The organism is Brevibacterium pityocampae (genome assembly GCF_039541555.1).
GTDB classification, from domain to species: Bacteria; Actinomycetota; Actinomycetes; order Actinomycetales; family Brevibacteriaceae; genus Brevibacterium; species Brevibacterium pityocampae.
Genome location: NZ_BAABGL010000002.1, coordinates 538,804 through 563,043 on the forward strand (window position 1 = coordinate 538,804; position 24,240 = coordinate 563,043).

The window sequence follows — 24,240 nt, forward strand, 5'->3', positions numbered from 1 at the left end:
CCTCGGGTCGAACCTCGGTCACGTGCGATTCTACTCTCTCGCGTAATGTGGATGAGGTGGCTATGGAAGAACTGGGCGGCTACCGCCTGCTCGAGCAGCTGGGCTCCGGCGGCATGGGCGTCGTGCATCTCGCGGTGGACGGGGAGAACAACCCCGTCGCCGTCAAGGTCCTCCACTCCCACATCGCCAACGACGAGACCTCCCGCAAGCGCCTGGCGCGCGAGGTGCGCACGCTGCGCCGGATCAAGCACCCGCGGATCGCCGAGGTGCTCGACGCCGAGCTCGAGTCCGAGCAGCCCTTCATCGTCACCGAGTTCGTCGACGGGATGACGCTGTCGGAGGACGTCAAGGAGAACGGGCCCTTCGCCGAGGACGAGCTCGTGCACTTCGGCCATGCGCTCCTCGACGCCCTCAACGCCGTGCACGAGGCCGGGGTCATCCACCGCGACCTCAAGCCGGCGAACATCATGATCATGGACGGCGAGCCGATGGTCATCGACTTCGGCATCGCGCAGGCCGCCGACGAGGTCAAGGTCACCGCGACCGGCCTCGTCATGGGCACCCCGGGCTACCTGAGCCCGGAGATCGCCGACGGCAAGGCCTCGAGCGAGAAGACCGACTGGTGGGGCTGGGCGGCGTCGATGGCGTTCGCCGCGACCGGCCGCAACCCCTACGGCTCCGGCCCGCTCGAGGCGGTGCTCGGCCGGGTGGCGATGGGCCGGGCGAACCTCGAGGGCGCCCCGGCGCTGTTCGTCCCGCTGCTGCGCGCCTGCCTCGACCCCAAGCCCGAGCGTCGGCCCTCGGGCACGATGATCCTCGACGCGCTCGTCGACATCGAGTCCGGACGCATGCCGACCCTCGGCGGTCCGGTGCGCCAGGGGCCGTCGACCGGCGGAGCCGGTGCCGCCGCCGCGGGTGCTGCGGCCGGGGCGGCCGCCGCGGGCGGCTCCCATGCCGCGACCGGTCCCGGCGGCACCTCGGTCATGCCCGCGGTGCCCGGTCCCACGGGCTACCCGGGCGCACCCGGAGACGCCCCCGGACGAGGCTTCCCCGGACACCAGCCCGCCGCCCACGGGGTGCCCCGGCAGTCGAACCCCGCGCACCCCGGGCACTCCGCCCTCCATCCGTACGCCGCGCAGCACCGCGACGGTCGGCCCATGCAGCCCGGGCACCCGCAGTCGGGGATGCCCCCGCAGCAGGTGCAGCCCGGCGGGCCGCGTCCTTACGGCCCGCTCGGCATCGACGGCCGCCCCCAGCAGCATCAGCAGGGCCCTGCGCCCGGCGGGCAGATGCAGGCGCCCGGGCCGCATCCGGGCATGCAGGGCCGGCTCATGCCGCCCGGCCCGCCCCTGCCGCCGCGCCTCGGCGGGGCCTGGGCCGTGCTCGCCCTCAACCTGCTGGCGATCGCGCTCACCCCGCTGGGACCGTTCATCATGATGATCGCGATGTACCTGTGGCAGGTCATCGCACGCACCGCCGGGTCGATGGCCCGGACCCGCAACTGGCGGCAGTTCGAGCGCGGGCCCGGCTCGGTGAGCCTGTGGTCCTCGGTCGGGTCGATGCCCGGTGCGCTCCTCGGCGCGGTCTTCACCTCGCTCTTCTGCATGATCCTGCCGCTCATCGCCGCCGGGGCGATCGCAGTGCTCATGCGCCTCGACGTGCTCGGCATCGTGCCGCGCGGGTTCTCCGAGTCCGCCGCGCTCTGGGCGGCCGCACTCACCAGCGCGGTGGTGCTGTGGCTCGGCCCGGGCTCCTCGAACCTCCGGCACGGCTCGCGGGTCGTGCTCAGCCCGGTGACCCGCACCTCGACTGGGGAGTGGGTCGCGGTCGCGATCTTCGCCGTCCTCGCAGTGCTCGCCGTCATCACCGTGCTCACCGGTGCCGCGGTCACGTGGTGGCCGTCCCCGGCCAACCCCTTCGGGCTCATCCCCGAACCGCAGTTCCCGTAGGCGCTTGCCCGGCGACCCGGGCTCTCCCGGTGACCCGGGCTCCCCGTCGACCCGGGCGGCCCGCCGGTCAACCTGCGTGCTTCATGAATGGGCCGTGGTGACCGGCGTCGTATCATGGCAGGGCGCCTCGGGCGCGGATCGAATCCACCATCAGCGAGACCCACGTGAGGAAACATGGCGAAGAACTCCTCGTCCGCAGCCGACCGGCGGCAGGCCGCGCGCGAAAAGGCGCGTCAGATCGCAGAGGCGCAGGCCAAGCGGGAGAAGACCGCGCGGACCGTCCTCTACACCGGTGTCGGTGTGGTCGTGGTCGCGGTGATCGCGGTCATCGCGTTCCTCATCTACCAGGCCGCGCAGCCGACGCCCGGCCCCAAGAACTACTCCGCCGGCTCGATCACCCTGGCGAGCGACGGCGAGTCGGTGCAGGCCTACGGCGCCAAGGGCGCCTCCGGCGATGACGCCCCGGCCGACGCGCCCGCGTTCACCGAGTCCGGCCTGCCCGACACCGCACCCGTGGTCACCGTCTTCATGGACTTCCAGTGCCCGGGCTGCGCCGGCTTCGAGCAGGCGAACGGACAGACCCTCGACAAGCTCGTCGAGGAGGGCACCATCGCCGTCGAGTACCAGCCGGTCGCGATCCTCGACGCTCAGTCGCAGGGCAACGAGTACTCGACCCGCGCGGCGAACCTCATGGCCTGCGTGGCCGACAGCGGCCAGGCCGGCACCTACATGGACCTCACGAAGATCCTCTTCGAGAACCAGCCCGGCGAGGGTCAGACCGGGATGACCGACGAGCAGCTCCTCGGGTTCGCCGAGGAGGCCGGCGTGGATCTTGCGGCGGCGACCACCCTCGAGGACGGCGCGACCGTCCAGCAGTGCGTGGAGAACGTGAGCTTCGACAAGTTCGTCGAGAACACCACGCAGGACGCGCTGAGCAACGGTCTGCAGGGCACCCCGCGCGTCCTCGTCAACGGCGAGGACACCGACTCCTGGCAGGACCCGCAGGGCTTCGCCACCGAGCTCCTCACCGCCGCCGGCGAGATCGGCTGAGCGACCCGGGCATCGGGTCCGGACATTTTGTCCGGTCCGATCCTCATGGAATACACTGCAACCGTCGTCCGGCCGGTGCGCTCGCGCGCCCGGACCGCGGACGGCCCGCCTCCTTAGCTCAGTTGGTAGAGCACCGCTCTTGTAAAGCGAAGGTCGTCAGTTCGAGTCTGACAGGGGGCTCACTTCTTCCCCGGCGCCACCGCCGTGGTGCTGTCGACGCGGTCGGTAGTGCCGCCGTGGCCGGTGGTGTCCCGTTCGGTCGTCCTGAACCGGTCCCGGTACTCCGAGGGCGTGGTCCGCAGGTGCCGGGCGAACACCCGCCGCAGCGTCTCGTCGCTGCCGAATCCGCTGCGCTGCGCCGCCCGCGTGACACTCGCTCCCTCGAGCAGCAGGCGCTGCGCCTGTTCGAGCCGCACGCTCTCCACCCACCGCGTCGGGGGCATCCCGATCTCCCGGTCGAACAGTCGGCTCAGGTGCCGCGGGCTCACCGCGGCGCGCGCCGCCAGGGCCGGTGCGGTGTGGTCGCCGGCCGGATCCGCGCGCACCGCCTCGATGACGGGTCGGAGCACCGGGTCGGGTGATGCCGGCATCGGTGCGGCGGCGAACTGCGACTGCCCGCCGGGCCGCTGGAGGAACACCACGAGCTCGCGCGCAGTGCTGCGCGCGGCCTCGGCGCCCAGGTCGTCCTCGATGAGAGCGAGGCTGAGGTCGATGCCGGCGGTGATCCCGGCGGAGGTGAGGAACCGGCCGTCGCGCAGCTGGATGACGTCCGGGTCGACGTCGATCGCCGGGTAGCGGCGGGCCAGAGCCGAGGCGTGGCGCCAGTGCGTCGTCGCGCGCCGCCCATCGAGCAGACCGAGCTCGGCGAGCACGAACGCCCCGGTGCACACCGAGGCGACGCGGCGCGCGGGGCCGGCGAGCGCCTCGACCGCGGTGAGGAGATCCGGGTCGACGGCCGGGCCGGCGAGGTGCTCGGCACCGGCGACGACGAGCGTGTCGACCGCCCCCGCGGCCCGGGCAGGGATGGTGTCGGCTATCGCCATCCCGGAGGAGGTGGCGACGGTGCCGCCGTGCGGGGAGAGGAAGTCGACGGCGTAGGAGCCGCCGGAGCGGCCGGCCAGGTGGAGCGCCTCGGCGGGACCGCTGGCATCGAGCATGGTGACCCCGTCGAACACGACGATGCCGACCCGCACGGGTGAGGGTGCGGGGTTCGGGGGCGCAGGGGAGTCCGCAGTGGTGGGGTGCGCACTCACGAGCATGTCCGAATCAGTGGGGTTTCAGTCCGGAAAGACATGGCTCCACCCTAATGCCTCCGACCAGACTGGAGTCAGCACGACTCCAGCAGCGCGGCCCGGGGAGGCTCCTGGACCGCCACGACGAGAGGAAGAGCAGACATGACCGAGACCATCGCCGGAATCCGGATCCCCGACAGCACCCTGGCCCAGGAGGCCACCGCGCTCGTCCGCGACGTCGAGAACGACCTCGTGTACGACCACTCGCGCCGCGTGTTCCTCTTCGGCTCGTTGCGCGGACAGCGCGACGGGCTCGACTACGACCCCGAGCTCCTCTACGTCGGCGCGATGTTCCATGACCTCGGGCTGACCGAGAAGTACCGGACCACCGACCAGCGCTTCGAGATCGACGCGGCGAACGAGGCGCGCCGGTTCCTCACCGCACACGGCATCGCCGAGGAGCTCGCGGACCGCGTATGGAGCGCGATCGCCCTGCACACCACCCCGGAGATCCCGCTCCACATGGCCCCGGAGGTCGCGCTCGTCACCCGCGGCGTCGAGCTCGACGTGCTCGGCATCGACTACGACGCGGTGACGGACGAGCAGCGCGCCGCCGTCGTCGAGGCCCACCCGCGCCCCGACTTCAAGAACCGGATCCTGGCGGCCTTCACCGAGGGTCTCAAGGACCGGCCGGAGACGACCTTCGGCAACGTCAAGGCCGATGTGCTCCAGCACTTCCTCCCCGGCTTCGAGCGCACGGACTTCGTCGAGGTCATCAAGGCCTCGAAGTGGGCGGAGTGATCCGCTGACCGGTTCGCGTGTGCGAACAGCGCGTGTGCGAACGGGCGAGGCCTCGGGATCATGATGATCCCGGGGCCTCGTGCGTGTGGTGCCTCGTGAGAGTGATGGAGGCTCGGCGCCTCAGTCGCGGGTGAGGGTGCCGATCTCCTCGTGGTCGCCGTTCATCACCGTCATGGTCTCGCCGTCGATCTCGAGGTGCCGCGCCTCGCGTAGCCAGGTGTCGACGCCCATACAGGCCTTGAGAGTGGTGGCGAAGCGGGTGAGGGTGACGGTGGAGCCGTCCTGCTCGTACGTCGTCCCGATGCCGTTGCAGCCGTCGCTGCCCCCGACCTTGCCGTCCTCGGTGAAGTTCAGGTGCGGCTCACCCTTCTCGTCGGAGGACCAGCGTCCCACTACGGATTCCACGTCGTCTCCGTTCGTCGATGACACGGTGCCGCCGCACCCGGTGAGGAGCAGCGTGGATGCCAGGGCCAGGACTGCGAGGGGATGGTGCGATCGGCGTCTCATGCCCCGAGTCTACTGACCGCGACTCCGGGCCGACAGGGAAGTCCCTGGGCGCGGCGTGGGAGAGCGGGGGACGCACCGCCTGGGCCGGGATGCCGGGTCGACCCGCGACGATGCAGCGACTCCGGGAATACTGGGCACATGGAGTTCCCTCGATTCTGGTTCAAGGCCACCGGCGCCGTCGCGCTCGACCGGCCCCGCGCACTCGAGGCCTGGGGGTGGTCGTCGACCTCCGAGGCCGAGGCGCGCACCGTCGCCGAGGGCCGCCTGCGCCGCGCCGTCGCGGCGGCCGAATCCGCCGGCCGGATGCCCGAGCACGGGGAGTACTACCCCCGCGTCCCGCTCCGGGAGCCGGTCCTCGCCCTCGTGTCGGAGGCACGCACCGGCGTGGAGGCGGTCATCACCCGCAACCGCTACGGTGCCGAGGTGCTCAACACCGACCGGCTCTTCATCGCCGACATCGACGTGCCCGGCTGGGAGGAGGTCCCCGAGGAGACGGCGCGGCAGGCGCCGACCGGGACCTCGGCCGGAGTGGGCGCCGGAGGTCCCCGCCGTGGTCTGCTCGGCAGACTCTTCGCCGAGCCGGAACCGGCACGGCCCGAGATCACCGAGGGCGCGGCAGTGGAGTACATCCGCGGATTCGCCGCCCGTCGCCCGGAGTACGGGGTGCGGATCTACCGCACGCGGGCCGGGCTGCGGGTCATCCTCACCGGAGTTCGGGAGACCGCGGACACGGAGGCTGCCCAGGGGCTGCTCACCGAGCTCGGGGCCGATCCGCGGTACAGCGCGCTCGCCCGCGGTCACGCGAGCTATCGCGCCCGGCTCACCCCGAAGCCCTGGCGGGCCGGTTGGCACGCGCTCCCGGTTTCGGGCCGAGGTCGGTTCTGGGAGGGCGGCGAGGACGATCCCACGTGGCTCGCGGCGTACCGGGAGCGCACCGCGCAGTTCGCGGTGTGCCGGCTGCTCGAGGTGATCGGGCACGGAGGCAGTGCGACCGAAGGCGAGGTCATCGCCTTCCACGACTCCGCGACGCGGGTCGGGAGCCCCGATCCGCTCGCCTGAGCGGATCGCGGTTGTTGCGCGACCGTCGTCTTCCTGTGACTAGTTCGTTACGTTCACGCCGTCATTGGTCATATGGTCACGGATCGGTAAAGTCGACCGAGGTTGACCTCCCCAGAGGGTCCGGTCTGTGCAGCAGCACTCCGATCCCCGACCACTCAGACCAGTTCGTATCGAAGTAGGGAATGCACACATGAGGAAGAGACTCCTTTCGCGCCCGGCAGCTCTTGCCGCAGCGGCGTCGCTGGGAATGACCGGCGTGCTCGTCACGGTTCCGGCATCGGCCACCGAGCCGACCAAGGAAGCGTCCACGTCCGTCAAGGCCATGAGCAAGCAGGTGCAGGAGTTCGACGGCGTCGAAGGCATCCAGGCCTACGGCACCGATGGCGAGGGCAACGTCGTCGTCGTCACTCTTCCGGAATCGGAGCTCGACGACGAGGGCATCGAGAAGATCGAGGCCTTCAAGGGCGAGTACTCCAACGTCGAGGTCATCGAGATCGCCAAGCCGCTCCAGGCCTACGCCAAGAATCAGCTCGTCGGCGGCGCCGGGTACGCGGTGACCGGCCAGGGTGTGGAGGACGCCGGCCTGTGCTCGGTGGGCTTCACCGCCTGGGACCCGAACGGCGACCCGGCCGTCATCACCGCCGGCCACTGCACCGGTGACGACTCGATGACCACCGCCATCCGCACCCTTCCTTCCTTGGACACCGCTCATGCCGGTGAGGAGTCGCAGACCGGGCCCCTGGATTCGGCACCGATGGGCGCCTTCTCCTTCTCGCAGTTCGGCGGTCCGGGCCACTCGGCGGGCGCGGACAAAGACCCCAACTCTACCGACATCGCCGTCGTCGACGTCGACAACCCGGATCTCGAGCTCCTCCCGCAGGTGACCGACTGGTCCACCGCCGGGGACGACGACCTCGCCGCCGGCATCGAGACGACCATCACCGCCGTCGGCGCCCCGAAGGCTGGTGCGCCGGTTTCCAAGAGCGGCCGGACCACCGGTCTCACCCACGACGACGATCTCGACATCGTCGACGGCTGGAGCCGGGTCGGCGTGTCCGGGACCGACTACCGCTGGGTCCGCGGATTCGCGGCGAACGGACTCGAAGGCGCACCCGGCGACTCCGGCGGGGCGATCTTCCAGGGCAGCACCGCGATCGGCGTCGTCAGCGGTGGCACCCCCGCCGAGGGCGGCAACGAGTCGTTCCTCTGGGGCACCTCGCTCGTCCACGCCCTGCCCCACACCGACGGCTACACCGTCGCGCTGTTCGTCGAGGCCCCGAAGGTGACCACCACCGAGGTCGAGCAGGGCGCACGCGTGCCCGGCACCGCCCCGGCCGGCGCGGAGGTCACCGTCACCCCAGTGGGCGGCGGAGAGCCGATCACCGTCACCGCGGATGACAGCGGCAACTGGAGCTTCGAGGCCCCGCAGGAGCTCGGCGAGCAGGAGTACACCGCTGTGGCACGCCAGGGCGAGTACAACGTCTCCGATGAGGCCTCCTTCGCCATCACCGTGGTCGAGGCCTCCGATGACGAGCCGACCCCGCCCACCCCGGAACCGGATCCGACCGATGACCCGGCTCCGACTCCGACCGACGATCCTTCGGACGAGCCGACCGAGGACCCCTCGGCCACCCCGACCGAGGACCCCACCACGCCGGCTCCGACCGATGAGCCGACCGAGGAGGCCCCGGCCGAGCGCGAGCTCACCATCGACCCGCGCCGCGTGTCCGTCTCGGACTTCGTGAACGAGGACGAGGGCGTGAACATCACCGGCACCGGCTACGCTCCGGGCCAGGTCGTCGAGCTCGAGGTGTTCCCGCAGAACGACTCGGTGAACGACTTCACGCTCGAGGGCACCGCTGACGAGAACGGCGTCGTGACCTTCGGTGTCTACGGCACCAACGCCGCCAACGCCGACGTCTACCTCGGCACCTACGAGGTCCGCGTGGCCGCCGCCTCTGACGACGACGCCGCGAACGCCGGCTCCGAGGCCGCTCCGGCGGCCGGTGCCTACGCCGCGGGCGACGCCGACGAGCCGCTCACCGGTTCGTTCGAGGTCGTGGCCGACGAGGGCGCCGCACCGGGCGAGGACGAGGACGAGAACGGTGACGGCAACCTGCCGCGCACCGGTACCGAGCTCACCGGACTCGGCGTGGGCGCAGGCCTGCTCGTGGTCGGCGCAGCCGCGGTCTACGTGACCACCCGTCGCACCAAGAAGGGCCAGGCCTGATCCGATCTGATCGGTTCACCTGATCCGACGGCCTGATCCACCCGGAGGGCCCCGACACCACCACGGTGTCGGGGCCCTCCGCCATTCACCCCTCAATTTTTGAAGGCTTCTGAGAGTGATTCCGCGATTCTTCGCAAAGTCGATGGGTGCCGGGAGCCTTCAGAGCGATGTGCGCCTCAGGACGAATAGGTGCCGAGCCGCTCTGGTGCGGGGCCAGTGGTGTCCCGCACCTGCCGCCGAGGTGCCACTCCCGTTCCGGCGGTTCCCGCAGGCGAGGTGCCCGCCCGTTCCAGCACCCCTTCGCCGAGGTGGCCGTCTGCTCCTGCGCCCGTCCGGCGAGGTTCCCGCTTCTTCTCGTGCTGCCGCTCAGACGTGCGTCTGTTCCGGCACCATGGTCCTGGGTGTGTGTCGCCACAGCACCCGGTTGCTGAGGTCCCCACCCACCACCATTGCCGGGTGCCAAGGTGCGCCTCCCGCGCTGGCGCCCCGGTGACCTGGGCTTTCATGCGTACAGGGCCCGTGTCTGTGGGTGCCGATAGCGTGGGTGTCATGAATGAGGAGCCCCGTTTCCGCACCGGTGACATCACCGCTCTGCACGGTGCGCTCACGAACATGGTCGAGGTCGAGTCCCAGGCGGATGCGATCGAGCGGATCCGCGCTCTCGAGGAGCTCAAGGCCGCAACTGCGGCCGCGCAGGCCCACGCTGCGGCCACCCTGCACTCGTTGCGCTATGACGCGGAGGCCGAACGCGGTGTCCCGGCGGGGAAGCGGTGTCGGGGTCTGGGTGCGGAGGTCGGGTTGGCTCGCCGGGAGTCCCCGGCGCGCGGTTCTCGGTTCCTCGCCCTGTCCCGCACGCTCATCGACGACATGCCGTGTGCGCTGGCGGGGCTCGAGTCCGGTGCGGTGTCGGAGGAGAAGGCCCACACCCTGCACCGGGAGACTTCCTGGCTGCCGGCGGACAAGCGCCGGATGGTCGATGGGTTCATGGCCGGGAGGATGGCGCACCTCGGGGTGCGGCGGCTCGCCGCTGAAGCCCGGGCGCGTGCTCAGCGTCTCGATCAGGAGGCCGCGGTCGAGCATCTGGCGCGGTGTGAGAAGGAGCGTCGAGTGAGCGTCCGGCCGGCACCGGGCGGGATGGCGTATCTGACCGCTCTGCTCCCGCTGCGCCAGGCCGTCGCGGCGTACGCGAACCTCCAGAAGACTGCCGCCACCCTGGTGGGCACGGGGGAGGCGGGGGAACGGACTGCAGGGCAGGTCGCTGCGGATCTGCTCGTCGAGCGGGTCACCGGGCAGGAGACCGCGGATGCGGTGCCGGTCGAGGTGCATCTGGTGATGACGGATTCCACCCTTCTTGCTGATGGTGATGTTCCGGGGTGGGTGACCGGCCATGGTCCGGTGCCTGCCGGTGCTGCTCGGCGGATGCTCGCCGATCCGCAGGGCCAAGTCTTTCTCCGCAGGTTGTATACAGCTCCGGGGTCGGGTGGTCTGGTGGGGATGGATTCCCGCAGGCGGGAGTTCGCCGGGTTGCTGCGGCGGATGATCGTGGTGCGGGATGACACGTGCAGGACTCCGTTCTGCGATGCTCCGATCCGTCACATCGACCACGCCAGGCCACATCGCGGCGGCGGTGCAACAGATTTCAGGAATGCTTCGGGGTTGTGCGCGGCATGCAATTACGTGAAGGAGAACCCGGGGTGGAGGCACGAAGCGGACCCCGATCGGCTCGCCGTCACCACCCCGACCGGAGCCAGGTATGAGGCGCCCACTCCACCGTTGATCGGGGGAGCGCACCAGCAGCCCCGGACCGCGCCTCCCTGCCGAGGGGAACCTCCGTCACAGAGCGCTGATTTGAAGTTCGCGGGCGGCGAACCTCCACCTCGGGATGCGCCGGTGGAGTCGACGGAGCCCCAGAGTGTAGGGGCGGATGACCGCATCTCGAATGATCAGATGCCGACCAACCGTGTCGTGCGGCTGATCCGTCCGCGATCCACGGGCACGGGTTCGGATTCGCGCTCGGGTCAGGGCTCGGATATCCGCTCAGGCACGAGTTCGACCGGACACATACGGGGGAGCGGAGTTGAGAAGACCGTGCGGGCGCACCTCACCGCGCACTCCGCGACTGCTCGCACCACAGGGCAGCTCCCGCCCATCGACGCCTACCGGTTCCCCGTGCTCGTCGGCTGAACGACCCCGACCTCGACCCCGGGCCCGGGCCCGGCCTCGACCCCGACTTCGATCTCGGCGTGTCCGATGATCGTGCCTGACCGACCCCGCCGGTGCGGTGGTGAACCACGACTGCAGGCTTGCGCGAATCAGCGGAGAGGGCTGATCAGCAGAATCGAAGTCGTCCGTGTGCCGCGGCCACCGCCGATCGGCAGTGGTGCCTGCCTCCCACCGAACCACCGGACTCAGCAGAGGTCGCCCACCGGATGGTGGACGGCCTCTGCTCCAGGGGGTTCACTCCGTGGGGCTCAGCGCGTCGGGATCAGTGCGTCGGAACCAGCTCACCGACCGCAGCCCCGCGAACCTCATCCGATCACTGGTTCGGGTTCTGCCACGGCGGGCGGGGCGGGATCGCCGGTCCACCCTGCTGACCACCCTGCTGGCCGCCGAAACGACCGAGGCCCTGCTGCCCCTGCTGGCTCTGCGCGCGCTGCTGCGCCTCGCGCGCCTGCTGGAGCTCGCGCTGGCGGCGCTGCTGCTCCTCGAGCATGCGCTGCTTCGCTGCGGCCTGACGCTCCTCATCGACCTCGTCCTCCTCGGCACCCACGCGGGCGTGGTCGACCTCCTGCGCGGCGAGGAGCGAGTTGCGGATCTCGGTCGTCATGTCCCCGATCGTGCCCGGGTTCGACGGGAGGAACAGTACGTTCGACCGTCCGTTGCGGGCCACGTCCTGCATGGTGTCGAAGTACTGGGTCATGAGGAGCAGCTGCTCGGCGGTCCGCTCGATGCCGGCCTGCTTGAGCATCTCGTACTGCTCGGCGATGCCGATCGCGATCGCCTTCCGCTGCGCTGCCACACCCTCACCCTGGAGGCGCTTGGACTCGGCCTCCGCCTCGGCCTGGGTAACCCGCTTGATCTTGTCCGCCTCGGCGAGCGCCTGGGCGGCCACCCGGTCACGCTGCGCCGCGTTGATCGAGTTCATCGAATCGCGCACCCGCTGATCGGGGGAGATGTCGGTGACGAGGGTGTTGATGATCCGGAAGCCGTAGCGGGCCATCGACTCCGACAGGCGCTGCTCGACGCTCGAGGCGATGTCGTCCTTCGACTCGAACGCGGAGTCGAGCGTCAGCGTCGACAGCGAGGAGCGCACGGTGTCGAACACGTAGGAGCGGATCTGCTCCTCCGGGTTCGCCAGCCGGTAGTAGGCGTCGACGACGCTCTGCTCGCTCACCACGTACTGCACGGCGACGGGAATGGTGACGAAGACGTTGTCCTTGGTCTTCGTCTCGATGTTGACCTCGAGCTGCTGGACACGCAGGGAGATCGGCCGCGTGGTCGTCTCGACGAACGGGACCTTGGTGTTGAGGCCCGGCCGCGCGACCTTCTTGAACTTGCCGAAGCGCTCGACGATGACGTTCTCCTGCGTGCGCACCGTGAAGAAGATGCTCGAGCGCAGGCCGCCGAACAGCAGCGCGGCGAGGACGATGAGTATGACGATGATGACGACGACGGCGATGCCGATGCCGATGACGGCGTCCATAGTGGGTGCCCCTTGGTGTCGGTGTCGGTTTCCTCCACCCTAACGAAGTCGACTGCATCTCCGCTGGGTGCTGTGCATCTCCGCCGGGCGCTGTTCGAGCCGCATTCGTCCTCGCCTATTCTTGAACGCGTGATCGGTGCCCCTGCCCGATCCCCGCGTCACCGGCTCGCTCACCCGACCGGCCCAGCACCACCGCACGCCCGCACCACTGCACGCCCGCACCACCGAGCACACGCACCACCGAATCATCCGAACTATCCACGAGGCGGCACCCGTGAGTCACACCCCGGCACGCACCACCGAGCCCAGCGGCGCACCCACGGGCGCGCTCGACCGCTTCTTCCACATCAGCGCACGCGGCTCGACGGTCGGCCGGGAGATCCGCGGCGGGCTCGCGACGTTCTTCGCGATGTCCTACATCGTCGTGCTCAACCCGCTCATCATCGGTGCGGCCGCCGACAGCACCGGCCTGTTCCTCGGCGGCGGCACCGAACCCAACCTGCCCGCCGTCGCAGCCGCCACCTCCTTGGTCTCCGGTCTCCTCACCATCCTCATGGGCGTCGTCGGCAACTTCCCGATGGCGGTGTCCTCCTCCCTCGGCCTGTCGGCGTTCATCACCTACGGCATCGTCGTGCTGCCGGGCATGACCTGGGCCGACGCCATGGGCCTCGTCGTCATCGAGGGCATCATCCTCCTCATCCTCGTCCTCACCGGCTTCCGTTCCGCGATCTTCAACGCCGTGCCCGGCCAGCTCAAGACCGCGATCAGCGTCGGCATCGGCCTCTTCATCGCCCTCATCGGCATGATCAACGCCGGCTTCATCTCCCGCGGCTCGGGCGCCGGCCTCGAGCTCGGCACGGGCGGCTTCCTCACCGGCTGGCCGATGCTCGTGTTCCTCATCTCCCTGCTCGCCCTCTTCGTCATGTGGGCCGCCCGGGTCCGCGGCGCGATCCTCTACTCGATCGTCGGTGCCACGGTCCTCGCCCTCGTCCTCGAGGCGGTGTTCCGGATCGGCCCCAAGACCGGCGCCGACGGCGAGGTCGCCAACCCGCAGGGCTGGGGCCTCACCGTCCCCACCCTCGACCAGCAGTGGTTCACGCTGCCCGACCTGTCCCTCCTCGGCAGCTTCAACCTGCTCGGCTCCTGGCAGCACGTCGGCGTCGTCGCCGCCGCGCTCGCCGTGTTCACCCTCCTCCTCGCGAACTTCTTCGACCTGCTCGGCACCATGGTCGGCATCGCCAACGAGGGCGACATCAAGGACCGGCACGGCGAGATCCCGCAGTCGAAGCGCATCATGGTCGCCGACGCGCTCGGCGCGATCGGCGGCGGCATGGGCTCCACCTCGGTGAATTCCGGCTTCGTCGAGTCGACCGTCGGCGTGGGCGACGGCGCGCGCACCGGCCTGGCGAACGTCGTCACCGGGATCATGTTCCTCGCCACGATCGTGCTCGCCCCGCTCGCCGCCGTCATCCCGACCGAGGCGGCCGCCGCCACCCTCGTGCTCGTCGGCTTCCTCATGATGCAGCAGATCGTGCGCGTCGACTGGGCCGACGTCGAGATCGCGATCCCGGCGTTCATGACCATCGTCCTCATGCCGTTCTCCTACTCGATCACCAACGGGATCGGCGCCGGCTTCATCACCTACGTCGTCATCAAGCTGTTCCGCGGCAAGGGGCGCGAGGTGCACGCCCTGATGTACGTCACAGCCGCCCTGTTCGTCGTGTACTTCGTCTCCGGCCCGCTCCAGGCGGCGCTCGGCAGCTGAGCGGCGCCCGGCCCGGCGCCGCCGCCTCTAGGCTGGAGCCATGGATCCGACAACACTGGTCAACCTCGGGCTCGTCCTCCTCTTCGTGCTCATCGGCGGACTCTTCGCCGGCACCGAGATGGCCATCGTCAACCTCCGCGAATCCCAGATCACCCGGCTCGCGGAATCCGGGCCGCGCGGCCGGCGCACCGCGGAGATGGTGCGCAACCCCAACCAGTTCCTGTCCGCCGTGCAGATCGGCGTCACCGTCGCCGGCTTCTTCTCCTCCGCCTACGGCGCCTCGACCATCGCCCCGGACCTCGCCCCGCTGCTCGCCGGGATCGGCATCCCCGACGCCGCCGCGGCCACCGTCGCGCTCGTCGTCATGACGCTGATCATCGCCTACCTCTCACTCGTGCTCGGCGAGCTCGTCCCCAAGCGCCTGGCGATGCAGAACGCGATGGCGATGACCCGCTTCGTCGGGCCCCCGCTCGTCGTGTTCGGCCGGCTCATGCGCCCGGTGATCTGGCTCCTGTCGGTGTCGACGAACGCGGTGATCCGGCTCCTCGGCGGCGACCCGCACGTCAACCGCGAGGCGGTGTCGACCGAGGAGATCCGCGCCATGGTGTCGAGCTCGGAGGAGCTCGATGCGCTCGACCGCAAGGTGCTCCACGACGTGTTCGAGGCCGCCGAGCGCACCGTCGTCGAGGTGATGAAGCCCCGCCCCGACGTCGAGTTCGTCGAGGGTGCTGCGACCATCGCCGAGGTGCGGGCCCAGGTCCGGCACCTCCAGTACAGCCGCTACCCGGTGACCGGGGAGGACTACGACGATGTGCTCGGCTTCTTCCACGTCCGCGACCTGCTCCACGTCGACGACCCGGAGGCCATCACCGCCGCGCAGATCGTGCGCGAGATGCCCGCGCTGCCCGGCACCGTCGAGGTGCTCAGCGCACTGAGCCGGATGCGCGCCGGCGGCGACCAGATCGCCCTCGTCGTCGACGAGTACGGCGGCACGGACGGGATCGTCACGATGGAGGACCTGCTCGAGGAGCTCGTCGGCGAGATCTACGACGAGTACGATGCCGCACTCACCGTCGACGACGCGGTCCACCGCGACGGCGAGGTGAGCGAGGTCGACGGCGGGCTCATCCTCCAAGAGGCGAGCCAGCAGACCGGCGTCGAGCTGCCCGACGAAGGCGGCTACGAGACCGTCGGCGGGCTCGTCATGGCACTCCTCGGCCGGATCCCGGAGGAGGGCGACTCCGTCACCACCGACGACGCCGCGCTCACCGTCGTCGCCATGGACGACCGCCGGGTCGCCCGGGTGCGGATCGAGCCGCGCGATGCGCCGCTGGACACGCCCGAACCCTGAATCCCCCCGCGGGACCCGTCACTCCTCCGGCCGCACCCGCACGAGCTCGGGGAGCTTGGCCTGCACGAAGTCCCCGGAGCTCGCGCCCCGCAGCCGGCGGCCCACCCACGGCGCCAGATGCTCGCGCACCCAGTGCGCCTCCTCGGCCACCGTGGTGCGGATCGGCCGGTTCGGCCGGTCGGGCATGTGCACCCCGGCGCTCGGCAGCGGGGCGCGCTCGAGCGCGGCGAGCGCCTGGTCGGCGACGAGCTCGTGCCCGGCGGGGCTCAGGTGGATCCGGTCCGGCGCCCACATCTCCGGGCCGTAGAGGTCCCGCAGCCCCCACATGTCGAGCATCGTGCAGTCGTGGCGCTGAGCGATCGACCACAGGTGGGAGTTGTAGATCGCGACCCGGGGCCGGAGCTGCTTGATGAGCGGGGTCGCCCGGCGGGTGTCGTAGCCGTTGCCCATGAGCACCGCGATGCCGGCCTCCCGCAGCGCGACGACCGCCTCCTCGAACTTCGCCGCGATCGCGTCGATGTCGGTGCCCGGCCGCATGCAGTCGTTGCCGCCGCCGACGATCGACACGAGATCCGGCGCGAGCTCGAGCGCGCGCGGCACCTGCTCCTCGATGATCGAGTCGACGAGCCGGCCGCGGATCGCGAGGTTCGCGTACCGCAGGTCCTCGGAGCCGACGGGGCTCGTGACGAGCTGTTCGGCGAGCCGGTCGGTCCACCCGCGGAACCGGTCCGGGGTGCCGTCGGGGGAGGGGTCCATGAGGCCCTCGGAGAAGGAATCGCCGATGGCGACGTAGCTGGTGATGCGTTCGATCATGGGGCGATCCTACTCGGGGTGGGAGGCTCCCCGGCGTCCGGGAACCGCGCGAACGCCGCCTCGAGCGCGGCCTTCCGCTCGGCCTGCCCGGCCGGGATCTCCCCGCCGAGGTCGGAGCCGGCGGCGAGCGCACGGCACCAGCGGGAGACGAGCGCGCAGCGCTCAGCGGCAGCGCCCGTGGCGTGGGCGAGCCGCACGATCTCCCCGGTGAGGTAGTCGGTCTCGATCGACCCGGTGCCCCGCGCCAGGGACTGCCAGGAGGAGGATCCGAACTCCTCGACGCCGGGCACCTCGCCCATCTGCAGGCGATCGGCGATCCCGTACCGTGCCGGGCCGTTCGACAAGTACTCGATCCCGGCCGCCCGGTACACCGCCTTCGCCTCGGTGCGCATCTCCCGCGCGAGCTCGGTGAGATCCGCCCCGGGGCCGAGGATCGCGTCGAGTCCGTTCGCGAGGTTCGAAAGGAGCTTGGCCCAGGCGTGCTCGGCGATGTCCTCGACCGGCACGAACTCGAAGCCGGCACCTCGGAAGTCCGCGGCGACCTCGTCGAGCACCGAGTCGGTCCGCGCGGCGGCGGTGACGGGGCCGGTGAAGAACCCGCCGAGCGCCGGGTGCATGCGCACGACGACCTCGCCGGGCTCGGTGTGCAGGGCCGGCAGCCAGATCGTCGTCGACCACACGCGGGCGAACCAGCGCGGGGCGATCCGGGCGGCCTCGACGCCGTTGAGGAAGAGGAGGAGCGGGAGGCGCTCCCCGGCGGTCCCGACGACGGCCCCGGCGGTGTCGTGGACGGGCTCGTCGGTCCAGTCGCGGAGCGCGCTGAGTGCCTGGTGGGTCTTCGTGGCGAGAATGAGCACATCGTGCGTGCCGAGGACCACCTCACCCGGTTTCCGGACTACCGTGGGATGTGCTGTGATGGTCCGGTCCGGGCTCCGCAACCGCAATCCCGTGGACTCGATCGCCCGGGCGTTGTCCCCGCGGGCGACGAGCACGACCTCCGTGCCGGAGTCGGCGAACGCCGCCCCGATGGCCCCGCCGATCGCGCCGGCGCCGATCACGATGTACCTGCTCATACGCCCACGCTAGCCAAGGAGGACGGCGATGTACCAGCCTGTTCCGGTCCGATTCGGAACGACCGTCGCGATCACCGGCGGGACGGTCGTCCCCGTCGCCGCCGGCGAGCAGCGCGCGGAGCCGATCGAGAACGGCACCGTGCTGGTGACCGACGGGCGGATCACCGCCGTCGGCCCCGCCGCCCGGGTGACCATCCCCGAGGGCGTGCGCACCGTCGACGCCGCCGGCGGCTTCATCACCCCCGGCCTGCTCGAGTCCCACGGGCACCTCGGCCTCCACGAGGAGGGGGAGTCCGACGCGGACAACGACGTCAACGAGAAGACGAACCCCAACGGGGCGGCGCTGCGCGCCCTCGACGCGATCAACCCCGCCGACGTCGGCTTCCGCGATGCCCTGCGCGGCGGCGTCACCTCCGCCGTCATCAAGCCCGGCTCCGGCAACCCGATCGGCGGGCGGACCGCGGCGATCAAGACCTGGGGGCGGATCGTCGACGAGATGCTCATCAGCGAGGCGGTGTCGGTCAAGGCCGCGCTCGGCGAGAACCCGAAGAACGTCTACGGTCGGCAGCAGAAGACGCCCTCGGTGCGCATGGGCGTGTCCCGGATCATCCGCGAGGCGTTCGTCGCCGCCCGGAACTACGCCGCCCACAAGGAGGAGGCGCGCGAGCTCGGCGTCATCCACGACGAGGACCTCGCGCTCGAGACCCTGTGCCAGGTGCTGCGCGGCGAGCTCGCCTTCGACCAGCACTGCCATCGCGCCGACGACATCGCCACCGCGATCCGGCTGTCCGAGGAGTTCGGCTACCGGCTCGTCGTCAACCACGGCACCGAGGGCCACCTCATCGCCGACTACCTCGCGGAGAAGGGTGTCGACGTCATCGTCGGCCCGCTGCTGACTTCCCGGTCGAAGATCGAGCTGCGCAACCGCGCGATGAGCACTCCAGCCGTGCTCGCCGCCGCGGGCGTGCGGATCGCGCTCACCACCGACCACCCGGTGGTGCCGATCGACCTCCTCATCAACGAGGCCGCACTGTGCGTGCGCGCCGGGCTCGACCCGGTGACCGCGCTCGAGGCGCTCACCATCAACCCCGCCCGCATGCTCGGCCTCGACGAGCGCCTCGGCTCGCTCGAGCCCGGCAAGGACGCCGACGTCGTCGTGTGGTCCGGCGATCCGCTCGCCCTCGAGTCCCGCGCCGCCCACGTGTTCGTCGACGGCCGCGAGGTCTATACGCACGACTGGGAGACCGGCGAGGCGCGGGTCGCGGACCCGTTCGGGAAGACCTACATCCACCTGCCATGACCAACGAGGACGACGACACCCAGGAGATCCCCGTCACCGCCGAACCGGCCGCTGACGAGCCCCCGGTCGACCCGGAGGCGGACACTCCGGCCCGCGGCATCCCGCAGGTCGGGGCGCCCAGGACCTCGCAGGGCTCGACGGTGACCGGCGGGACCCCGGCGGACGACGTCGACGAGGCCGCCGCCGAGGCCGCCCTCGACGCCGCCGAGGCGCAGCTCGCCGCCGAGGCCGCGGAATCCGGTGCGAGCGATGAGGCCGCGGAATCCGGCGAGCCGACCACCCAGACCCCGGCCGGGGGCACGACGACCGCGACGCCGAACGCCGGCTCGCCGATCCCGCAGCCCTCCGAGCAGCCGGTCGCCGAACCGCAGACCGGGGCCGGGGGCGCTGCCGTCGAGTCCTCCGCGGACTCCGTCACCGCCTCCGTCGCCCGCGAGGCCGAGGACGCCGACGGCTCCGGAGAGCCCGCAGGGGCGCGCGGGGCCGAGGCCGCCGGCGGTGAGGAGACGCCGCCGGAGTTCGTCGAGGTCGCCGTCGACTCCGCGCCCCGGGGCTCCCGCCCCGCCGAGTCCGAGACCCCGCGCTCGCACGACGAGAAGCCGGTGAGCCGGCGGGCGAAGAAGCTCATCGAGCTGACCCGGCCCGCCGGTGCGAACTCCAAGCGCGTCGCGGAGAAGATCGCCCGCAAGGCCGTCGGCCGCATCGTCACCGACAACTCGCCGTCGACCCAACCGATCCCGATCATCGCCGCGCTCAAGGGCACGCCCTACCAGGCACTGGTCGCCACCGTGGTGAAGACCGAGGAGGAGGCGCGGATGATCCTCGACCTCGCGGTCGACATCGGCGCGATCATGCTCCGCGCCGGTGCCGGGTCCGCCGACGTCGAGGTGTCCGTCATCGCCACCTGCACCTCGCTCGGGCTGCTCGACGTCGAGGTCGACCTCACTTCGAACTCGCTCACCGTGCACTACGCGAACCCCGACGGCACCTTCATGACCGTCATGCGCGTCAACCGCGAGGAGTCCATCCACTTCGCCAAGCTCGCCTCCGTCCACACCCTCGTGTCCGACATGGCCGACGGGAAGATCGACTACCTCGAGGCCCGCGAACGGATCGACGCGATCCGCCGGCAGCGCCGCCCCTACGGCGAGACCTTCGTCACCGTCGCCTGGGGCCTCCTTGCCGGGTGCTTCGTCCTCCTGCTCGGCGGCGGCTACATCGCCTCGTTCCTCGGGTTCATCATGGCCATCGTCAACGACCGGTTCGGCGCCCTGCTGGGACGGACCGGGATGCCGCCGTTCTTCACCATCGCCGCCCAATCGATGTTCACCACCCTCGTCGCGATGACGGCCTGGACCTTCGACCTCATCGCCGGTCCGCAGTACCTCGTGGCGAGCGGGATCGTGCTCCTGCTGCCCACGCTCGGCCTGTTCTCCGCGGTGCAGGACTCGCTGACGAAGTTCCCGCTCACCGCCGCCAGCCGCACCGTCGAGGTGTTCATGTCAATGGCCGGCATCGTCTCCGGGATCGCGCTCGGGCTCCGGGTCGGGATGCTCATCGGACTCTCGCCGATCGAGATCGTCGTCGAGTCCGGGGGAGTGGAGGCGCTGTCGACGATCATCTCGCTCATCGCCGCCTCGATCGTCGCCGCCTGCGGCTCGATCGGCAACCAGGCCGCCCGCCGGATCATCCTGCCGGCCGCCGGCGTCGGACTCATCGGCTTCTTCGCGCTGACCGGGCTCGGCGTGATCGGGCTCGGCACCATCATCACGAGTCTCATCGCGGCGACCGTCGTCGGCTTCCTGTGCCGCCCGATCGCGCTGTGGCGCGGTGCGCCGGCGATCGTCATGCTCATCCCGGCGATCTTCCCGCTCCTCCAGGGCCTGTCGATCTTCTCCGCCGTCTACGAGATCGTGCAGCCCCAGGACGCGATGCCGCTGTCCGCCGGCCTGTCCTCGCTGTTCACTGCAGTCACCGCGAACGCCGCGCTCGCCGTCGGCGCCGTGCTCGGGAACTTCCTCGCCCGCCCGCTCGGCATGCACAAGCGCCGCTCAGAGCCGCCAGTCGACCCCGCGCCCGCCGCGTGATTCGAGCTCCGCGTTCGCGCGGCTGAATGGGCGCGAGCCGAAGAACCCGCGGGACGCGGCCAGCGGCGAGGGGTGCGGTGAGGCGATGATCGGGACGTCGCCGAGCCGCGGTCCTAGCGCCTGCGCGTCGCGCCCCCAGAGGATCGCCACGAGCGGCCCGCCGCGCTCGGCGAGCGCCTCGATCGCGCGGTCGGTGATCGCCTCCCATCCCTTGCCGCGGTGCGAGGCGGGTGCGCCGGGTGCCACCGTGAGGCAGCGGTTGAGGAGCATGACGCCCTGCTCGGCCCAAGGCCGCAGGTCGCCGGAGGCCGCCTTCGGGATCCCCAGGTCGGCCTCGAGCTCGGTGTAGATGTTCTGCAGGGACCGCGGGAGCGGCCGCACCTCGGGCGCGACGGCGAAGGACAGACCGATCGGGTGCCCCGGGGTGGGGTAGGGATCCTGGCCGACGATGAGCACCCGGACGTCGGCGAGCGGTTCGACGAAGGCGCGGAACACCTGGTCGCCGGCCGGCAGGTAGTGGCGGCCGGCGGCGTTCTCCGCTCGCAGGAAGTCGCCCATCCGGCGGATGTCGCCTGCGACGGGTGCGAGTGCGGCGGCCCAGTCGGCGGCCATGATCTGCGAGAGCGGGGGCGGGGTGTCGGGCATGCCTCACAGGGTAGTGCCTCGGTAGTGCCTCACCCACAAGGCACATGGCCGGTGCGCTCTTCGCGTTCGGCGTGCACAGCGGCTGTGCGCAGGCGGTCCGCGCAGGGGAGTGACCGGGTGCTCCGGTGACGGATATGCTCGGAGGCGAGTGCACTGTCGAACCGATGCTGCGGAAGGATGGATGTGATGGCGACAATCGCCTGGATCGGCCTGGGGAACATGGGCCACCCGATGACTGCGAACCTGGTGGGGGCCGGCCACACCGTGCGCGGCTTCGACCTCTCCGCCCCCGCCCTCGAGGCCGCCGCGGCCGACGGCGTGATCGCCGCCGGGTCCTCGACCGAGGCGCTCGCAGGTGCGGAGATCGCGTTCACCATGCTGCCGCGCGGGGAACACGCGCTCGCCGCCTACCAGGGGCCCGACGGGATCTTCGCGAACGCGGCCCCGGGCACCCTGCTCATCGACTGCTCGACGATCGATGTCGCCTCGGCCCGCACGCTGCACGACGAGGCGGCCGCGGCCGGCTTCGAGTTCCTCGACGCCCCCGTGTCCGGCGGCATCGCCGGGGCGCAGAAGGGAACGCTCGCCTTCATGGTCGGCGGCGAGCCGGACGTGGTGGAGAAGGCCCGGCCGTTCATCGAGCCGATGGCCGGCAACATCATCGCCACCGGCGAGGCGACGACCGGCCAGGCGGCGAAGATCTGCAACAACCTCATGCTCTTCATCAACATGGTGTCGACCTCGGAGGCGGCGGTGCTCGCCGACCGCCTGGGCCTCGACCACCGGGTGTTCCACTCGATCGCCAGCGTGTCCTCGGGCGACTCCTGGCCGCTGCGCACCTGGTACCCGTACCCCGGCGTCGTCGACTCCTCCCCGGCGAACAACGACTTCGCCCCCACCTTCACCGCCGACCTCGCGAACAAGGACATCACGCTCGCCCTCGCCGCGGCCGAGGAGACGGACACCCCGCTCGTCCTCGGCACCATCGTGCAGGAGATGCTCCAGCAGGTGTCCGACGCCGGCGCCGGCGACCGCGACTGCTCCATCGTCAAGAAGATCGTCGACGGGACCTTCCCGTCCTGAACCCGCGCCCCGCACCCGGAAGCGCTCCGGGCCCGCACGCTACGAGAGGAACACTGTGACCGACTTCCCAGCACCGAAGGACTGGAAGATGTACATCGGCGGCGAATGGGTCGATGCCGCCGACGGCTCCCGCACCGACGTCATCACCCCGATCGACCGCAACCAGGTCGTCGCCACCGTGCCCGACGGCAAGGCCGAGGACGCCGACCGCGCCGTCGCCGCCGCCCGCGCGGCCTTCCCCGCATGGGCCGGCCTCCACTTCAAGGAGCGCCAGAAGCTCATCCTCCGCTGCGCCGACGCGCTCGAGTCGGCCACCGAGGAGCTCGCCCAGCTCACCGCGCTCGACACCGGCAACGCGATCCGCACCCAGGCCCGCCCGGAGACCGGCGTGCTCGTCGACCTGTTCCGCTACATGGGCGGCGTCGCCGGCGAGGTCAAGGGCGTCACCCTGCCGGCCGGCGACGGCGACCTCCACTACACCAAGCGCGAACCGCTCGGTGTGGTCGCTGGCATCCTGCCGTGGAACTCACCGCTGATGATCGCGGCGTTCAAGACCCCGGCCGCACTCACCGCCGGCAACACCCTCGTGCTCAAGAGCGCCGAGGACGCGCCCCTGACGATCGTCAAGATGGCCGAGATCATCGGCGACATCCTGCCCCCCGGCGTCTTCAACGTCGTCACCGGCAAGGGCTCGGTGATCGGTGAGGCGCTCGTCCAGCATCCGGACGTCGACAAGGTGTCCTTCACCGGGTCCACCGGGGTCGGCCGCCACGTCGCGGAGGTCGCCGGCAAGCGCCTCGCCCACTCCTCGATGGAGCTCGGCGGCAAGAGCCCGAACATCATCTTCCCGGACTCGAACACCGATGACGTGCTCGACCAGGTGCTCCTCGCCACCCGGTTCGCCCGCCAGGGCCAGTCGTGCACCATGGGCTCGCGCCTGTTCCTCCATACCGAGATCTACGACGACTTCCTCGGCAGGCTCGTCGAGCGGATCAAGGGGATGAAGGTCGGCGACCCGCGCGACGAGGCGAGCGACATCGGCTGCGTCATCAATGAGAAGCAGCACCGGCAGATCGCGGACTACATCGAGCTCGGCAAGTCGATGGACGGTGTCGAGATCGCCTACGACGGCGCGGACGACCTCGAGGTCGGCGAGCCCGGCTTCTACCACGCGCCGGTCGTGTTCTCGAAGGCGAAGAACGAGTGGAAGACGAGCCAGGAGGAGATCTTCGGCCCCGTCCTCTCGGTGATCCCGTGGACCACCGAGGACGAGGTCGTGGAGATGGCCAACGACAGCGACTTCGGGCTCGCAGCCTTCGTGTTCTGCCGCGACATCGACAAGGCGCTGCGGATGGCGGACCGGATCGAGTCCGGCTGGGTGCAGATCAACCAGGGCGGCGGGCAGGTCGTCGGCCAGTCCTACGGCGGGTACAAGACCTCCGGGTTCGGCCGCGAGGCCTCGCTCGAGGGCATGCTCGAGGGCTTCACCCAGATCAAGCAGATCAACGTCAAGATCCGCTGAGCCGAGGGCCGCTCGCACGCTCGTCCCGAGTCGGGCGGTGTGCGAGCGACCGCCGCTCATCCCGGTCATC

At 70.7% G+C, this 24,240-nt stretch carries 18 protein-coding genes and 1 tRNA gene; 13 read left to right on the top strand and 6 right to left on the bottom strand.

Annotation, left to right across the window (positions count from 1 at the left end; all coding sequences use genetic code 11):
• Positions 1–62 precede the first annotated feature (62 nt).
• The 3 genes from ABD883_RS02815 (at position 63) to ABD883_RS02825 (ending at position 3,179) form a co-directional block, all read left to right on the top strand.
• Positions 63–1,949: a serine/threonine-protein kinase gene (locus ABD883_RS02815; RefSeq protein WP_345029648.1), complete on the top strand. Its 1,887-nt coding sequence runs from the start codon at positions 63–65 to the stop codon at positions 1,947–1,949.
• A 174-nt stretch (positions 1,950–2,123) separates the two neighbouring features.
• Positions 2,124–2,999 carry a DsbA family protein gene (locus ABD883_RS02820; protein ID WP_137318889.1) on the top strand — a complete coding sequence of 292 codons (876 nt, stop codon included), beginning with the start codon at positions 2,124–2,126 and terminating at the stop codon, positions 2,997–2,999.
• Between the two features lie 107 nt (positions 3,000–3,106).
• A tRNA-Thr gene (locus ABD883_RS02825) sits at positions 3,107–3,179 on the top strand.
• Here the strand turns inward: ABD883_RS02825 and ABD883_RS02830 are convergent.
• On the bottom strand, positions 3,179–4,252 hold the full coding sequence (locus ABD883_RS02830; protein ID WP_254668931.1) for a GlxA family transcriptional regulator: 1,074 nt from the start codon (positions 4,250–4,252) through the stop codon (positions 3,179–3,181). The two genes, ABD883_RS02825 and ABD883_RS02830, sit on opposite strands and share 1 nt — an antisense overlap.
• A gap of 141 nt (positions 4,253–4,393) precedes the next feature.
• Between ABD883_RS02830 and ABD883_RS02835 the strand changes: the two genes are divergently transcribed.
• The gene (locus tag ABD883_RS02835) at positions 4,394–5,032 is read left to right on the top strand and encodes an HD domain-containing protein (RefSeq protein WP_137318891.1); all 639 of its coding nucleotides are present in this window, start codon (positions 4,394–4,396) and stop codon (positions 5,030–5,032) included.
• Between the two features lie 120 nt (positions 5,033–5,152).
• Here ABD883_RS02835 and ABD883_RS02840 read toward each other — a convergent pair whose 3' ends face one another.
• On the bottom strand, positions 5,153–5,539 hold the full coding sequence (locus ABD883_RS02840) for an META domain-containing protein (RefSeq protein WP_137318892.1): 387 nt from the start codon (positions 5,537–5,539) through the stop codon (positions 5,153–5,155).
• Between the two features lie 138 nt (positions 5,540–5,677).
• Between ABD883_RS02840 and ABD883_RS02845 the strand changes: the two genes are divergently transcribed.
• From ABD883_RS02845 to ABD883_RS02855, 3 genes are all read left to right on the top strand, one after another.
• The gene (locus ABD883_RS02845; RefSeq protein WP_295690143.1) at positions 5,678–6,598 is read left to right on the top strand and encodes a hypothetical protein; all 921 of its coding nucleotides are present in this window, start codon (positions 5,678–5,680) and stop codon (positions 6,596–6,598) included.
• A gap of 256 nt (positions 6,599–6,854) precedes the next feature.
• On the top strand, positions 6,855–8,828 hold the full coding sequence (locus ABD883_RS02850) for a trypsin-like serine protease (protein ID WP_295690142.1): 1,974 nt from the start codon (positions 6,855–6,857) through the stop codon (positions 8,826–8,828).
• Positions 8,829–9,377: 549 nt separating this feature from the next.
• A complete protein-coding gene (locus ABD883_RS02855; RefSeq protein ID WP_345029658.1) occupies positions 9,378–11,012 on the top strand; it encodes an HNH endonuclease signature motif containing protein in 1,635 nt (544 codons plus the stop codon).
• 352 nt (positions 11,013–11,364) lie between these two features.
• On the opposite strand, the gene ABD883_RS02860 is transcribed toward ABD883_RS02855, so the two are convergent.
• Positions 11,365–12,531, bottom strand: coding sequence for an SPFH domain-containing protein (locus tag ABD883_RS02860; protein ID WP_247423347.1), 1,167 nt, complete (start codon positions 12,529–12,531; stop codon positions 11,365–11,367).
• A 274-nt stretch (positions 12,532–12,805) separates the two neighbouring features.
• On the opposite strand from ABD883_RS02860, the gene ABD883_RS02865 reads away from it, so the two are divergent.
• Complete coding sequence (locus ABD883_RS02865) at positions 12,806–14,296, top strand: NCS2 family permease (protein WP_345029659.1); 1,491 nt, start codon at positions 12,806–12,808, stop codon at positions 14,294–14,296.
• Between the two features lie 40 nt (positions 14,297–14,336).
• Entirely contained in the window at positions 14,337–15,647 is a 1,311-nt protein-coding gene (locus ABD883_RS02870; protein WP_345029660.1) for a hemolysin family protein, read from the top strand.
• 18 nt (positions 15,648–15,665) lie between these two features.
• On the opposite strand, the gene ABD883_RS02875 is transcribed toward ABD883_RS02870, so the two are convergent.
• Positions 15,666–16,460, bottom strand: coding sequence for an SGNH/GDSL hydrolase family protein (locus ABD883_RS02875; RefSeq protein ID WP_345029662.1), 795 nt, complete (start codon positions 16,458–16,460; stop codon positions 15,666–15,668).
• Positions 16,457–17,533 carry a ketopantoate reductase family protein gene (locus ABD883_RS02880; protein WP_247423345.1) on the bottom strand — a complete coding sequence of 359 codons (1,077 nt, stop codon included), beginning with the start codon at positions 17,531–17,533 and terminating at the stop codon, positions 16,457–16,459. The genes ABD883_RS02875 and ABD883_RS02880 overlap by 4 nt, the downstream gene beginning before the upstream one ends.
• 28 nt (positions 17,534–17,561) lie before the next feature.
• Here ABD883_RS02880 and ABD883_RS02885 point away from each other — a divergent pair, with 28 nt between their 5' ends.
• Positions 17,562–18,833 carry an amidohydrolase gene (locus ABD883_RS02885; RefSeq protein ID WP_247423344.1) on the top strand — a complete coding sequence of 424 codons (1,272 nt, stop codon included), beginning with the start codon at positions 17,562–17,564 and terminating at the stop codon, positions 18,831–18,833.
• Entirely contained in the window at positions 18,830–20,920 is a 2,091-nt protein-coding gene (locus ABD883_RS02890; RefSeq protein ID WP_345029664.1) for a threonine/serine exporter family protein, read from the top strand. Before ABD883_RS02885 ends, ABD883_RS02890 begins: the two co-directional genes overlap by 4 nt.
• Here ABD883_RS02890 and ABD883_RS02895 read toward each other — a convergent pair.
• Positions 20,885–21,565, bottom strand: a complete 681-nt coding sequence (locus tag ABD883_RS02895; protein WP_137318901.1) for a uracil-DNA glycosylase — start codon at positions 21,563–21,565, stop codon at positions 20,885–20,887. The two genes, ABD883_RS02890 and ABD883_RS02895, sit on opposite strands and share 36 nt — an antisense overlap.
• Positions 21,566–21,751: 186 nt before the next feature.
• Between ABD883_RS02895 and mmsB the strand changes: the two genes are divergently transcribed.
• Together mmsB and ABD883_RS02905 are read left to right on the top strand one after the other, a co-directional pair.
• A complete protein-coding gene (mmsB, locus tag ABD883_RS02900; protein ID WP_137318902.1) occupies positions 21,752–22,648 on the top strand; it encodes a 3-hydroxyisobutyrate dehydrogenase in 897 nt (298 codons plus the stop codon).
• 55 nt (positions 22,649–22,703) lie between these two features.
• Positions 22,704–24,170 (top strand): aldehyde dehydrogenase family protein, encoded by a 1,467-nt coding sequence (locus ABD883_RS02905; protein ID WP_217494909.1) that lies wholly within the window; start codon positions 22,704–22,706, stop codon positions 24,168–24,170.
• Positions 24,171–24,240: the final 70 nt, after the last annotated feature.

Bases quoted from the DNA above. Each gene is read 5' to 3' on its own strand.
- ABD883_RS02855 (WP_345029658.1), top strand. From the start codon at position 9,378: ATGAATGAGGAGCCCCGTTTCCGCACCGGTGACATCACCGCTCTGCAC.
- ABD883_RS02885 (WP_247423344.1), top strand. From the start codon at position 17,562: ATGTACCAGCCTGTTCCGGTCCGATTCGGAACGACCGTCGCGATCACC.
- ABD883_RS02835 (WP_137318891.1), top strand. From the start codon at position 4,394: ATGACCGAGACCATCGCCGGAATCCGGATCCCCGACAGCACCCTGGCC.
- ABD883_RS02895 (WP_137318901.1), bottom strand. From the start codon at position 21,565: ATGCCCGACACCCCGCCCCCGCTCTCGCAGATCATGGCCGCCGACTGG.
- ABD883_RS02860 (WP_247423347.1), bottom strand. From the start codon at position 12,531: ATGGACGCCGTCATCGGCATCGGCATCGCCGTCGTCGTCATCATCGTC.
- ABD883_RS02815 (WP_345029648.1), top strand. From the start codon at position 63: ATGGAAGAACTGGGCGGCTACCGCCTGCTCGAGCAGCTGGGCTCCGGC.
- ABD883_RS02880 (WP_247423345.1), bottom strand. From the start codon at position 17,533: ATGAGCAGGTACATCGTGATCGGCGCCGGCGCGATCGGCGGGGCCATC.
- ABD883_RS02845 (WP_295690143.1), top strand. From the start codon at position 5,678: ATGGAGTTCCCTCGATTCTGGTTCAAGGCCACCGGCGCCGTCGCGCTC.
- ABD883_RS02820 (WP_137318889.1), top strand. From the start codon at position 2,124: ATGGCGAAGAACTCCTCGTCCGCAGCCGACCGGCGGCAGGCCGCGCGC.
- ABD883_RS02840 (WP_137318892.1), bottom strand. From the start codon at position 5,539: ATGAGACGCCGATCGCACCATCCCCTCGCAGTCCTGGCCCTGGCATCC.
- ABD883_RS02875 (WP_345029662.1), bottom strand. From the start codon at position 16,460: ATGATCGAACGCATCACCAGCTACGTCGCCATCGGCGATTCCTTCTCC.
- mmsB (WP_137318902.1), top strand. From the start codon at position 21,752: ATGGCGACAATCGCCTGGATCGGCCTGGGGAACATGGGCCACCCGATG.
- ABD883_RS02870 (WP_345029660.1), top strand. From the start codon at position 14,337: ATGGATCCGACAACACTGGTCAACCTCGGGCTCGTCCTCCTCTTCGTG.
- ABD883_RS02890 (WP_345029664.1), top strand. From the start codon at position 18,830: ATGACCAACGAGGACGACGACACCCAGGAGATCCCCGTCACCGCCGAA.